The sequence below is a fragment of the Bordetella genomosp. 10 genome, from assembly GCF_002261225.1.
GTDB lineage: Bacteria > Pseudomonadota > Gammaproteobacteria > Burkholderiales > Burkholderiaceae_B > Bordetella_C.
In genome coordinates, this window is sequence record NZ_NEVM01000005.1 from 1,609,893 (window position 1) to 1,622,489 (window position 12,597).

Below are 12,597 nucleotides of genomic sequence, written 5' to 3' on the forward strand. Positions count from 1 at the left end.
TTACAGCATCTTGCGCAAGGTGCCGTCGCGCCGGATGAATTGATGCCACAGCGCGGCCAGCGCGTGCAGGCCGATCAGGTAGTAAAGGGCGTTGCCGATGAACAGGTGCGCGGCCCGGACATTGGGCCGCAGTTCCGGATGCGCGCCAACCAGCGAGAAGGACCAGTCGGTCCCCATCAGGCTCACCGGCCGCCCCGCCATATTGGTCATCAGGATACCCAGCAGCGGCTGCGCGATCAGCACGACGTAGAACAACCAATGCATCGCGCGGGCACAGGCGGCCACGAAGCCGCCGCCCGCCTCGGCCGCCGGCACGCCGTGCACCAGCCGCCAGGCCAGGCGGATCGCCATCAACACCAGCACCGTACAGCCGGCCCAGATATGGATGCCCGTCCACAGCGTGCGGGAATCGCTGCCGCGCGGCCCGCGTATCTCGATCGCGAACAAGGCCAGGGCGACCAGCAGGAAAACGAGCCAATGCAGAATGATGGCGGGCCGGCTGTAGCGTGTGTAGTGGACTCCGGACGGCGTGGTCCGGTCGAGCGTTTCTACCTGCATGGGAGACTCCTGACAGGGATGACGGAAATCGCACGGGCGGCTGGACGGCCCGCAACGACGCGGGCGGTCAGGACTTACCGGCTTACGGGCTTGGGGCTTACATACAAAACCGCCGCGCGCCTCAGCTTCAGAGTATGGAATGTATAGCAGGTTCCCTTCGGGGCAGCGAATCCCAGGCAGGGCGCAAGCCTCGGCACCCATCCAGGGCGTCGCGGAGCCGGCTTTGCCGGTCCGCCAACGCCCCCCCTTGAGGGGGCCCGCGAAGCGGGTAGGGGGTGGGCCCCCCTTGCCATCCGGAAGGATCAGCTAAAGAACTCCTTCACCCGATCCGTCCAGGACTTGCTTTGCGGCGAATGGCGGTCGCCGCCATCGTTGAGCGACGCTTCGAATTGACGCAGGATCGTCTTCTGTTCGTCGCTCAGGCGCACCGGCGTTTCCACGACGACATGGCAATACAGGTCGCCCGGGTAGTTGCCCCGCACGCCCCGTATCCCCTTGCCGCGCAGACGGAAGGTCTTGCCCGACTGCGTGCCTTCGGGAATGGAAATCTCCGCCTTGCCGCCCAGCGTCGGCACTTGCAGCTCGCCGCCCAGCGCGGCGGTGGTGAAGGGGATGGTCAGCTCGCAGTGCAGGTCGTCGCCGTCGCGCTGGAAAATCCGGTGCGGCTTGATGTGGATTTCCACGTACAGGTCGCCGGACGGCCCGCCATTGACGCCCGGCTCGCCGTTGCCGCTGGAGCGGATGCGCATGCCGTCGTCGATGCCGGCCGGAATCTTGACTTGCAGGGTCTTGTTGCGGCGAATGCGGCCGACGCCGTCGCAGGCGACGCAGGGATCGGTGATCTCCTTGCCGGTGCCATGGCAGGTCGGGCAAGTCTGCTGCACGCTGAAGAAACCCTGCTGCATGCGCACCGCGCCCGAGCCGCCGCAGGTGTGGCAGGTCTTGGGCGACGTGCCCGGCTTGGCGCCGGTACCGTGGCAGGTATCGCACTTCTCCCAGCTCGGCACGCGGATTTCGGTGTCGAAGCCGTTGGCCGCCTGTTCCAGCGTGATTTCCAGCGAATACTTGAGATCGGCGCCGCGATATACCTGCGGGCCGCCGCGGCGGCCGCCGGCGGCGCCACCGAAAATCTCGCCGAAAATGTCGCCGAAGGCGTCGGCGAAACCGCCGCCCATGCCACCGCCCATGCCGCCGGCCGCATTGGGGTCGACGCCGGCATGGCCGTAGCGGTCATAGGCGCCGCGCTTCTGGTCGTCGGTCAGGACTTCATACGCTTCCTTGACCTCCTTGAATTTCTCTTCCGCCTCTTTGTTGTCCGGGTTGCGGTCCGGGTGATGCTTCATGGCCAGTTTGCGGTAGGCCTTCTTTATTTCATCGTCCGTGGCGTTCTTGGCGACGCCCAGAATCTCGTAGTAGTCACGTTTTGCCATGATCTTCCAGAAGCTGGATTCGACGGGCGCCGCCCCGGTTGGCCCGGCTACCCGCCGGGCGGCCCGCAAGCCCGCCGCTTATACGACCGCGCCCGACACCGGAATGATCCGGGCCGGGCGTCTCTACTCACTTACATAACAACCATTACTGGTCGCGCTTCACTTCCTTGAAGTCGGCGTCGACGACGTTGTCGTCCACCGGCTTGGCGTTGTCCGCCGCCTCTTGCGACTGGGCGGACTGCTGCGCCTGCATGTCGGCGTACATCTTTTCGCCGAGCTTCTGCGAAGCGGTGGCCAGGGCCTGCACCTTCGCCTCGATGGCTTCCTTGTCGCCGTCCTTCAGGACCGCTTCCAGGTCCTTGATGGCGGCCTCGATGCTTTCCTTTTCGGAAGCCTCGAGCTTGTCGCCGTACTCCGTCAGCGACTTGCGGGTCTGGTGGACCAGCGAATCGCCTTCGTTGCGGACCTTGGCCAGTTCGGCGATGCGATGATCCTCGGCGGCGTTCGCCTCGGCATCCTTCACCATGCGCTGGATCTCTTCTTCCGACAGACCCGAGTTGGCCTTGATGGTGATCTTGTTTTCCTTGCCCGTGCCCTTGTCCTTGGCCGACACGTGCAGGATGCCGTTGGCGTCGATGTCGAAGGTCACCTCGATCTGCGGCGTGCCGCGCGGCGACGGCGGGATGCCTTCCAGGTTGAACTCGCCCAGCGCCTTGTTGCCGGCGGCGATTTCGCGCTCGCCCTGGAACACCTTGATCGTCACGGCCGGCTGGTTGTCGTCCGCGGTCGAGAAGGTCTGCGAGAACTTGGTCGGAATCGTCGTGTTCTTCGTGATCATCTTGGTCATCACGCCACCCAGGGTTTCGATACCCAGGGACAGCGGCGTCACGTCCAGCAGCAGCACGTCCTTGCGATCGCCGGCCAGCACCGAGCCCTGGATCGCGGCGCCGGCGGCCACGGCCTCGTCCGGGTTCACGTCCTTGCGCGGTTCACGGCCGAAGAACTCCTTGACCTTTTCCTGCACCTTGGGCATGCGGGTCATGCCGCCGACCAGGATCACGTCGTCGATGTCCGACACCTTCACGCCGGCGTCCTTGATGGCCACGCGGCAGGGCTCGATGGTGCGCTCGATCAGCTCTTCCACCAGGGCTTCCAGCTTGGCGCGGGTCAGCTTCAGGTTCAGGTGCTTCGGACCGGAGGCGTCGGCGGTGATGTACGGCAGGTTGATTTCGGTCTGTTGCGCCGACGACAGCTCGATCTTGGCCTTTTCAGCCGCTTCCTTCAGGCGTTGCAGGGCCAGCACGTCCTTGGACAGGTCGACGCCCTGCTCTTTCTTGAACTCGCCGATGATGTAGTCGATGATGCGCTGGTCGAAGTCCTCGCCGCCCAGGAAGGTGTCGCCGTTGGTGGACAGCACTTCGAACTGCTTTTCACCGTCGACGTCGGCGATTTCGATGATCGAAATGTCGAAGGTGCCGCCGCCCAGGTCATAGACGGCGATCTTGCGGTCGCCCTTCTCCGACTTGTCCAGGCCGAAGGCCAGGGCCGCGGCGGTGGGCTCGTTGATGATGCGCTTGACGTTCAGGCCCGCGATGCGGCCGGCGTCCTTGGTGGCCTGGCGCTGGCTGTCGTTGAAGTAGGCCGGCACCGTGATCACGGCTTCCGTCACTTCCTCGCCCAGGAAGTCCTCGGCGGTCTTCTTCATCTTGCGCAGCACTTCGGCCGACACCTGGGGCGGCGCGATCTTCTTGCCTTGCGCTTCCACCCAGGCGTCGCCGTTGTCGGCCTTGGTGATCTTGTAAGGCATCAGGTGGATGTCTTTCTGCACGGCCTTTTCATCGAACTTGCGGCCGATCAGGCGCTTCACGGCGTACAGGGTGTTCTTGGGGTTGGTGACGGCCTGGCGCTTGGCCGGGGCGCCCACCAGGATTTCGCCATCTTCCATATAGGCGATGATCGAGGGGGTGGTGCGGGCGCCTTCCGCGTTTTCGATGATGCGGACCGAGGCGCCGTCCATCACAGCCACGCAGCTGTTGGTGGTGCCAAGGTCGATGCCGATGATCTTGCTCATGATGGATTACCTTGAAAAATTATGTTCTGAAAAATGGAAAGGAAAAATTCGTTCCAGGACTAAGTAGTGGCTACCGCTGACTTTTCAAGCTTTTCAGGCATTTATTGCGTCGATGCCGCCGCCGGCGGCGCGGACGGCTCGGTCCGCAGGCGCTGAACCGCGCCGGCGAATTGCGGCAGGCCGGGCCAGCCGGAAATCCGCCCCAGGCGCTTGCCGCGCCGGAACATCATGAAAGCCGGCACGCCATGCAGCGAAAACCGCTGCCCCAGCGCCACGTCGTCGTACACGTTGCATTCGAACCAGGTGAGGCCCAGCTCCAGCAGGGCGTCCTTGTGCAGCATGGCGGTCTGCTTGAACACGTTGCAGTTGTAGCAGTCGGCGCCCCACAGGAAGACGCAGCGCAGGTCGTCGCCGGGCGCCTGCACGACCTCGCGGTCGAAACTGGCGCTGTCGACGGCGCGCATGCCGAAGACGGCGAAGATCTGCGTCGGGTCGAAGGCCTGGGAAGCGGACATGGACGGGGCCCGCTCAGCCTTGGCCGGCCGAAACCATGACCAGCGCCGGACGCAGCACGCGGTCGGCGATCAGGTAGCCCTTCTGCAGGGTCTGCACCACCGTGTTGGCGGGCTGGTCGGACGGCACGGACGAAATCGCCTGGTGCTGGTGGGGGTCGAACTTCTCACCGGCGGCCGGGGCGATTTCGATCAGGCGGTTGCGCTCGAAGGCGCTGCTGAGCTGCTTGAGGGTGCTTTCCACGCCCTCGCGCATGATTTCCAGGGTCTGCTCCTGCTGAGCAAGGGCGGCTTCCAGGCTGTCCTTGACGGGCACCAGGCTTTCGGCGAAGGACTCGATGCCGAACTTGTGGGCCTTGGAGACGTCTTCCTGCGCGCGGCGGCGGATGTTTTCCGCCTCGGCGCGGGTGCGCAGCAACTGGTCATAGTGTTCGGTGGCCTTGGCCTGCGCCTCGGCCAACTGGGCTTGCAGCGCCAGCAGGGGATCGGCGGGCGCGGCGGCGTCGCCGGACGCGGGGGCCTGGCTGGCGGGGTCGATCTCGGGCCCTTTATCGGCAGGCTCGTTCTGTGCCGTCATAGGAAAGTTCCTCCGGAAACAAATGGCGTTCGCGAACCAGTATGGGGGTCAAAGCCCGCGTTTCAAGCGGGGGCATCGCGGAAAATGCGAAAAAAACCAACTATCCGGGGATTTGGTCGGCCGGGTGGAATAAATAATTGATTTTTTTGTATTTTTCCCAGGGCCGGCGGGAACGAAGGGGGCGGTGTGGCCCCCGCAGGGACCGTGGCACGCGCCGCGCCGGCCAGCGGCGGGCAGTGGCGGGCAGTGGCTCATGGCCGGGCCACCGGGCCTGATCGGCGCAGCCATCACGGGAACGACAAGACCACGCCGCCGCCCCAGGGGGCAGCGGCGGATTCGGGACACACGACGAGACCGCCCCGGTCGGCTCGGACGCGCCCGGGCGCCCAAGCCCCGGCGCCCGCTCAGCTTAGGAACGGCGCCGCGGTTCCGGATCGACGGCGATAGGATCGCTGGCCGGGAAGGTTTCCTCCAGCGCCTCGTCCAGGTCGCGTTCCACGACCGGCTCGCGGGCGGGCTTTCCGGCGGGGGGCTTGCCCACGGGCGGCTTGGCCGGCTTGCGGGGTTCGGGGGTATGCGCAGGCTTGCTCATGATCGGCTCCCAGTGCGAAAGACAGGACACGACCATGGTAACGCCGGGCGGCTACTTCAAGGCGGGCCACCCCTGCAGATTGCGCTGCACCAGGTCGGCCAGCGCGCCGATCCAGACCGAGTCGTCGTTCACGGCCGGGATGTAACGGAAGCGCGTGCCCCCCTCCTGAAGAAAGGCGTCGCGGCACTCCTGGCCGATTTCCTCCAGCGTTTCCAGGCAGTCCGCCAGGAAGCCCGGGCAGACGACGTCCACCTCTTTCACGCCCTGGCGCGCCAGTTCGCGCAGCGTCGGCTCGGTATAGGGCTCCAGCCAGCGCGCGGCCCCGAAACGGCTCTGGAACGTCACCTCGACCTGTTCCGGCATCAGGCCGAGCCGCTCGCGCAGCAGCCGCCCTGTGCGCAGGCAGTCCTGGTAATAGGGATCGCCCAGCTCGATCGAATAATGCGGCAGGCCATGGAAGCTCATCACCAGCTTCTGCGGCCGCCCGTGGTCGCGCCAATAGGACTCGATGCGCGAGACCAGGGCCTCCAGGTAGCCGGCATCGTCATGGAAACGCTTGATGAACCGCAGTTCCGGCTGGTTGCGCAGCCGCGCGGCGTGGCGCGTGACGGCATCGACCACCGTGGCCGTGGTGCTGGCGGCGTACTGGGGATACAGGGGCACCACCAGGATGCGCTCGCAGCCGGCGGCGCGCAGCCGGTCGATGGCGGACGGAATGGAGGGATTGCCGTAGCGCATGCCCAACTCGACCTCGACCTGCAGGCCATGCCGCGCCAGCAGGCCGGCCAGCCCTTCGGCCTGGCGCCGGCTGTACACCAGCAGCGGCGATCCGCCGTCCATCCAGATGCCGCGGTAGCGCGGCACCAGCTTCTTGGGCCTGGCGCGCAGCACCATTCCATGCAGGATGGGCTTCCAGAGATAGCGGGGTATCTCGATCACCCGCGGATCGGACAGGAATTCGGCCAGGTAGCGCCGGATGGCCGGCGCCGTGGGTTCGTCCGGCGTGCCCAGGTTGACCAGCAGGACGCCGGTTTTCCCGGGACCGGCCGGCGTCTGCTCCGCGAAAGGGTCTTTCTGCTCGGCTTCCGGCAGGAAACGTTCCGGCCAGATGTATTTGAACGCGCGCAAGAACACTGTCACCTCGTTGTGAACGCGGCGCCGGCGCCCCGCGCGCCGGCGCTGACGCGGGTGTTATTGGTTATGGCTCAAGGCGTTGGACAGCAGGCGGGCCGTAATGTCGACGATGGGGATGACCCGCTCGTAGGCCATGCGCGTCGGACCGATGACCCCCAGCGTGCCCACCACCTTGCCGTCGACGCCGTAGGGCGCGGTGATAACCGAAACCTCTTCGACGGGCATCAACTGCGAATCGCCGCCTATATATATCTGCACGCCCTGGGCCCGGCTGGACACGTCCAGCAACTGCAACAGGTCCGTCTTCTTCTCGAACAGGGAGAACATCTTGCGCAGGCGATCCATGTCGGAAGCGATGTCCGTCACTTCCAGCAGCTTGCGCTCGCCCGAGATCACGACCGAATCGCCCTCTTCCACCGCCTCGGCGCCGGCCTCGGCCGCCGCCTGCATCAGGCGCGTGATGTCCTCGCGCAGTTGCGCCAGTTCCGTCGACAGGGTGCGGCGCACCGCGTCGAAGGACTTGCCGGCGAAGTGGACGTTGAAGAAATTGGCCGCCTCGACCAGCTCGTGCTCCGCATAATCGCGCTGCACGAAGAGGATGCGGTTCTGCACGTCGCCGTCGGGCGTGACGATGATCAGCAGCACGCGCTTGTCCGACAGGCGGATGAACTCGATCTGGCGGAACACCTGGGTGCGCTTGGGCGTCAGCACCACGCCGGCGAACTGCGTCAGGTTCGACAGCAGCGCCGCCGCCGCGTTGACCGCCCGCGAGGGTTCGGCCGCCGTCAGCATCTCGCCCATATGGGCCGGCTGCATCTCGTAGCCGCGCACCGCCAGCAGCGAATCGACGAACAGGCGGTAGCCGCGCGGCGTCGGCACGCGGCCGGACGAGGTATGGGGGCTGTGGATCAGGCCGCTCTCCTCCAGGTCCGCCATGACGTTGCGTATGGTGGCCGGAGACAGGTCGAAGACCTTGGACAGCGTGCGCGAGCCGACGGGCTGTCCATCGGCGATATAGCGTTCAATCAACGCCTTCAGTAGTGCGCGTGCGCGGTCGTCCATGGCGCTATTCTAAGGAATCTTTTTGCAACGGTGCCAATTTTGTCCTGCAAAGGGAAATATGGCCCCATATAATCGACTCGACATAGTATTGAATTTTGATCCCCATCGGCGCCAGACCATGCATTTTCCCACCGTCGCTCTGATCGGCAGGCACCAGGACACCGGGCTGGACGCGCCTTTGCGTTCGCTCGCCCATATGCTGACGCAGGCCGGCCGCGCGGTGCTGATCGAAGCGGACACCGCCCGCAATACCGGCCTGGGCGAATACCCGGTCGCCACCCTGGACGAGATCGGCAAGCAGGCCTCCCTGGCCATCGTCATGGGCGGCGACGGCACCATGCTGGGCGCCGCGCGCTACCTGGCGCCGTTCGGCGTGCCGCTGGTCGGCGTCAACCATGGCCGCCTGGGCTTCATCACCGACGTTCCGCTGCAGGATGCGCAGAACGCGCTGGCGCGCGTGCTGGAAGGCAATTTCGTCGCCGAGGACCGCATGCTGCTGCAGGGCAACATCTGGCGCGGCGACAAGGAAATGTACTCGGCCTCGGCGCTGAACGACGTGGTGCTCAACCGCGCCGGCCGCGGCGGGATGATCGAGGTGCGCGTCGAGCTCGACGGCGTTTTCATGTACACCCTGCGCGCCGACGGCCTGATCGTCGCCACGCCGACCGGCTCCACCGCCTACGCGCTGTCGGCCAACGGCCCCATCCTGCATCCGGGCATCGCCGCCATGCTGCTGGTGCCGGTGGCGCCGCAAACCCTGTCCAACCGCCCCATCGCCCTGCCGGTCACCAGCGAGCTGAGCATGACCGTCACCGCCATGGGCCGGGTCGAAAGCGGCGCGTCCTGTCACTTCGACATGCAGACCTGGTCCGACCTTCAACCCGGCGACCGCATCGCCGTTCGCCGCGCGCCGCACACCATCCGCTTCCTGCATCCCGAGGGCTACAGCTTCTTCACCACGCTGCGCCGCAAGCTGCACTGGAACCTGATGCCCCAAGGGACCGAGACGCCCGAATAACGCCCCTCGAACATGCTGCGCACCCTGCATATCCGGGATTTTGTCATCGTCGACCAGGCCGATATCCATTTCGGCCCGGGCTTCACGGTTTTCTCCGGCGAAACCGGCGCCGGAAAATCGATTCTGATCGACGCCCTGGCGTTGACGCTGGGCGGCCGCGCCGATGCCGGCGTGCTGCGCGAGGGCGCGGCGCGCGCGGACGTCAGCGCGGTATTCGACACCCCGGAACACCTGCGCGCCTGGCTGGCCGAGCGCGAAATCGAAGCCGAGGAAGAACTGGTCCTGCGCCGCGTGGTCGACCCGCAGGGCCGCAGCCGGGCCTTCATCAACGGCGTGCCCGCCACCGTCGCGCAACTGCGCGAACTGGGCGACAGCCTGGTCGACATCCACGGCCAGCACGCGCACCAGAGCCTGATGCGCGCCGACGCGCAGCGCGACCTGCTGGACACCCACGGCGGCCACGGCGACCTGCGCGGCGCGGTGGCCCAGGCATGGAAGACCTGGCGCGAACGCCTCAAGCAACTGGAGGCGGCCGAGCGCGACAGCGCGTCCCGCGAGGCCGAGCGCGAGCGCCTGGCCTGGCAGGCCGGCGAGCTGGAGCGCCTGGCGCCGCAGCCGGGCGAATGGGAAACCTTGCAGACCGAGCACAGCCGCCTGTCGCATGCGCAGTCGCTGCTGGACGGCGCCGCCCAGGCCATCGAGGCGCTGGATGGAGAGGACGATTCGGCGAGCAACCGGGTCAACGCCGCCCTGCACCTGCTGCAACAGCAATTGCGCCACGATCCGGCGCTGCGCGGGGTCTGCGAAGAGCTGGAATCGGCCAGCATCGCCATCACCGAAGCCGTGTCCGACCTCAACAACTACGTCAGCAAGGTCGAGCTGGACCCGGCGCGCCTGGCCCAGGCCGAGCAGCGCCTGAGCGACGTCTTCGAGACCGCCCGCAAGTTCAAGGTGGAACCGGAAACCCTGCCGCAACTGAGCGCGGACCTGCGCCGGCAACTGGACGCCTTGCAGGCAGCCGGCGACGTCGGCACGCTGCGCAAACAGACCGAGTCGGCGCAGGCCGACTACGCCAAGGCCGCCGCCAAATTGACGGCGGCGCGCCGCAAGACCGCCAAGGACCTGGGCAAGCTGGTGACGCAGGCCATGCAGACCCTGGCGATGCAAGGCGGCCGCTTCGAGGTGGAAGTGGGGGCCGGCGCGCCCTCGGCGCAGGGCGACGACGTCGTCGAATTCCAGGTGGCGGGGCACGCCGGCGTGACGCCGCGCCCCCTGGCCAAGGTGGCGTCGGGCGGCGAACTGTCGCGGATTTCGCTGGCGCTTTCGGTCATCGCCAGCAGCGCGGCGCGCGTCCCCACCCTGATCTTCGACGAGGTCGACAGCGGGGTGGGCGGCGCGGTCGCGGAAGTGGTCGGCCGCCTGCTGGGCGAACTGGGCCAGCGCCACCAGGTCCTGTGCGTGACCCACCTGCCCCAGGTGGCGGCGCGCGGCGGCGCCCACTACCGCGTCAGCAAGGCCGAAAGCAAGGGGACGACGCAGTCACGCATCACCGAGCTGGACGCCTCGGACCGCGTGGAGGAAATCGCCCGCATGCTGGGCGGCATCCGGATTACGGACACCACCCGCAAGCATGCGCGGGAGATGCTGGCGACCTGACTATTGGCGGCCTGACGGCAGCCGAATCAGCGCTTGCCGCTGCAGTCGCTGCAGACGCCGTAGAGCACCATGGCGTGCGATTCCAGCGTGAAGCCGTTGTCCTTGGCCACCTTGTGCTGGCGCTTTTCGATGTCCGTATCGGAAAATTCCACGACTTTTCCGCAGTTGGTGCAGATCAGGTGGTCGTGGTGGTCGCCGTCGTTCAACTCGAAAACGGCCTTGCCGCTGTCGAACTGGCTGCGCGCCAGGATGCCGGCCTGTTCGAACTGGGTCAGCACCCGGTAGACGGTGGCCAGGCCGATTTCCACGTTCTCGTTGATGAGGGCGCGGTAGACGTCTTCCGCGCTAAGATGGCGCTGCTCCGCCTTGCGGAAAATGTCCAGGATCTTCAGGCGAGGAAACGTCGCCTTCAAACCCATGGTCTTCAATTCGCTTTGATCGGTCATGGTGTGTTAATTTCCGCTGCGCCGACGCCGGAGGGCAGCCGTAGCCGGCCCGCCGCCGACGGGCACGCCGGGCAGAGCCTGTCCGCCGTCAGCACTGGATTTGATTTAAACCTTTATGATACCGGTTTTGCCAGTATCCATTACGGGGGCCCGTTAGTGTCCACCATCGTCCGCATCTCTTCGCGCCGCCTGCAGGCGGGTTTTGCCGCCGCAACCATCGTTTTTGCGCTGGCCGGCTGCGCATCCGGAAAATGGGGGTTCCCCTATAAGGCTCCGGTCCAGCAAGGCAACTGGGTGACCAGCGAGCAGGTCGCCCTGCTGCAAGTCGGCATGACCCGCGAGCAAGTCCGCTTCGCGCTCGGCAGTCCCACCCTCACCAGCGTGCTGCACGCCGACCGCTGGGATTTCCCGTACTACTACAAGCCCGGCTACGGCAAGCCGCAGGAACGCAAGTTCACCGTCTGGTTCCAGGATGACAAGCTGGTGCGTTGGCAGGGGGACGAACAGCCCGACCTGCAACCTTTCCAGTTGGCCAACCAGGACGTCAAGCGCGCCGACGCGGAGAACCGCCAGACGCTGGAAGACGCCCAGCGCGCCAAGGACGCCGACAAGTCGCACGGCAACGTGACGATCTCGCCGCCCACGCCGACCGACTCCACGACGCCGGGCGCCGTCCCCACCCCGGGCATGAGCTCGCCGCAGCCGCTGTAAAACCATCGATTCGAAGGACTTCATTATGCGCATCGCAATCGCCGGCGCGAGCGGCCGCATGGGCCGCATGCTCGTCGAAGCCGTGCTCGGCGCCCCGGGCATGGAATTGGCCGTGGCGCTGGACCGCCAGGGAAGCGCCGGCATCGGCACGGACGCCGGGGCCTTCCTGGGCCGCGATACCGGCGTGCGCATCACCGACGACCTGGACGCGCTGGCCCAGGCCGACTGCCTGATCGACTTCACGCGTCCCGAAGGCACGCTGACGCACCTGGACGCCTGCGTGCGCCACAAGGTGAAGATGGTGATCGGCACCACCGGCTTCGACGAGGCCGGCCGCGCCGCCATCCAGCGCGCCAGCCAGGACATCGCCATCGTGTTCGCGCCGAACATGAGCATCGGCGTCAACGCGACGTTGAAGGTGCTGGACCTCGCCGCACGCATACTCAATTCCGGCTACGACGTCGAGGTTTTCGAGGCGCACCATCGCAACAAGGTGGACGCGCCGTCGGGCACCGCGTTGAAAATGGGTGAAACCGTGGCGAAGGCTTGGGGCGTCGAGCTTCCCGACGTGGCCACCTGGACGCGGCATGGCGAAACGGGCGTGCGCGAACCGGGCACGATAGGTTTCTCCGTGGTGCGCGGCGGCGATATCGTCGGCGACCATACGGTGTATTTCTGCGGGCCGGGCGAGCGTCTCGAAATCACGCACCGCAGCAGCAGCCGCGCGACCTATGCGCAAGGCAGCGTGCGCGCGGCGGCCTTCCTGGCGGACAAGACGAGCGGCCTGTACGACATGTCGGCGGTGCTGGGGCTGTAGTCCTATCAGGCTG

The 12,597-nt window shown here is 66.3% G+C and carries 13 protein-coding genes; 4 read left to right on the top strand and 9 right to left on the bottom strand.

The genetic code is table 11. From position 1 onward, the window contains the following. The 8 genes from CAL29_RS23285 to hrcA all read right to left on the bottom strand — a co-directional run bounded on the left by CAL29_RS23285 (position 1) and on the right by hrcA (position 7,936). A complete protein-coding gene (locus CAL29_RS23285) occupies positions 1 to 558 on the bottom strand; it encodes a cytochrome b (protein WP_094855335.1) in 558 nt (185 codons plus the stop codon). 302 nt (positions 559 to 860) lie between these two features. Then, a complete protein-coding gene (gene dnaJ / locus CAL29_RS23290) occupies positions 861 to 1,988 on the bottom strand; it encodes a molecular chaperone DnaJ (RefSeq protein ID WP_094855336.1) in 1,128 nt (375 codons plus the stop codon). Positions 1,989 to 2,133: 145 nt separating this feature from the next. Continuing rightward, positions 2,134 to 4,059 (bottom strand): molecular chaperone DnaK, encoded by a 1,926-nt coding sequence (dnaK, locus tag CAL29_RS23295; protein WP_094855337.1) that lies wholly within the window; start codon positions 4,057 to 4,059, stop codon positions 2,134 to 2,136. Between the two features lie 101 nt (positions 4,060 to 4,160). Beyond that, entirely contained in the window at positions 4,161 to 4,574 is a 414-nt protein-coding gene (locus CAL29_RS23300; RefSeq protein ID WP_094855338.1) for a thioredoxin family protein, read from the bottom strand. A gap of 13 nt (positions 4,575 to 4,587) precedes the next feature. Then, complete coding sequence (grpE, locus tag CAL29_RS23305) at positions 4,588 to 5,148, bottom strand: nucleotide exchange factor GrpE (RefSeq protein ID WP_094855339.1); 561 nt, start codon at positions 5,146 to 5,148, stop codon at positions 4,588 to 4,590. 409 nt (positions 5,149 to 5,557) lie between these two features. Continuing rightward, positions 5,558 to 5,740, bottom strand: a complete 183-nt coding sequence (locus CAL29_RS23310) for a hypothetical protein (protein ID WP_094855340.1) — start codon at positions 5,738 to 5,740, stop codon at positions 5,558 to 5,560. Positions 5,741 to 5,791: 51 nt separating this feature from the next. Continuing rightward, complete coding sequence (gene hemH, locus CAL29_RS23315; RefSeq protein ID WP_094855341.1) at positions 5,792 to 6,874, bottom strand: ferrochelatase; 1,083 nt, start codon at positions 6,872 to 6,874, stop codon at positions 5,792 to 5,794. Between the two features lie 57 nt (positions 6,875 to 6,931). After that, on the bottom strand, positions 6,932 to 7,936 hold the full coding sequence (gene hrcA, locus CAL29_RS23320; protein ID WP_094855342.1) for a heat-inducible transcriptional repressor HrcA: 1,005 nt from the start codon (positions 7,934 to 7,936) through the stop codon (positions 6,932 to 6,934). A gap of 118 nt (positions 7,937 to 8,054) precedes the next feature. On the opposite strand from hrcA, the gene CAL29_RS23325 reads away from it, so the two are divergent. Next, positions 8,055 to 8,954, top strand: coding sequence for an NAD kinase (locus CAL29_RS23325; protein ID WP_094856859.1), 900 nt, complete (start codon positions 8,055 to 8,057; stop codon positions 8,952 to 8,954). Positions 8,955 to 8,966: 12 nt separating this feature from the next. Then, positions 8,967 to 10,610, top strand: coding sequence for a DNA repair protein RecN (gene recN / locus CAL29_RS23330; protein ID WP_094855343.1), 1,644 nt, complete (start codon positions 8,967 to 8,969; stop codon positions 10,608 to 10,610). Positions 10,611 to 10,636: 26 nt separating this feature from the next. Here recN and fur read toward each other — a convergent pair whose 3' ends face one another. Further along, on the bottom strand, positions 10,637 to 11,056 hold the full coding sequence (gene fur / locus CAL29_RS23335; protein ID WP_094855344.1) for a ferric iron uptake transcriptional regulator: 420 nt from the start codon (positions 11,054 to 11,056) through the stop codon (positions 10,637 to 10,639). Between the two features lie 165 nt (positions 11,057 to 11,221). Between fur and CAL29_RS23340 the strand changes: the two genes are divergently transcribed. Beyond that, positions 11,222 to 11,767, top strand: a complete 546-nt coding sequence (locus CAL29_RS23340; protein WP_094856860.1) for an outer membrane protein assembly factor BamE — start codon at positions 11,222 to 11,224, stop codon at positions 11,765 to 11,767. 25 nt (positions 11,768 to 11,792) lie between these two features. After that, positions 11,793 to 12,584, top strand: a complete 792-nt coding sequence (gene dapB / locus CAL29_RS23345; protein ID WP_094855345.1) for a 4-hydroxy-tetrahydrodipicolinate reductase — start codon at positions 11,793 to 11,795, stop codon at positions 12,582 to 12,584. Positions 12,585 to 12,597 lie beyond the last annotated feature (13 nt).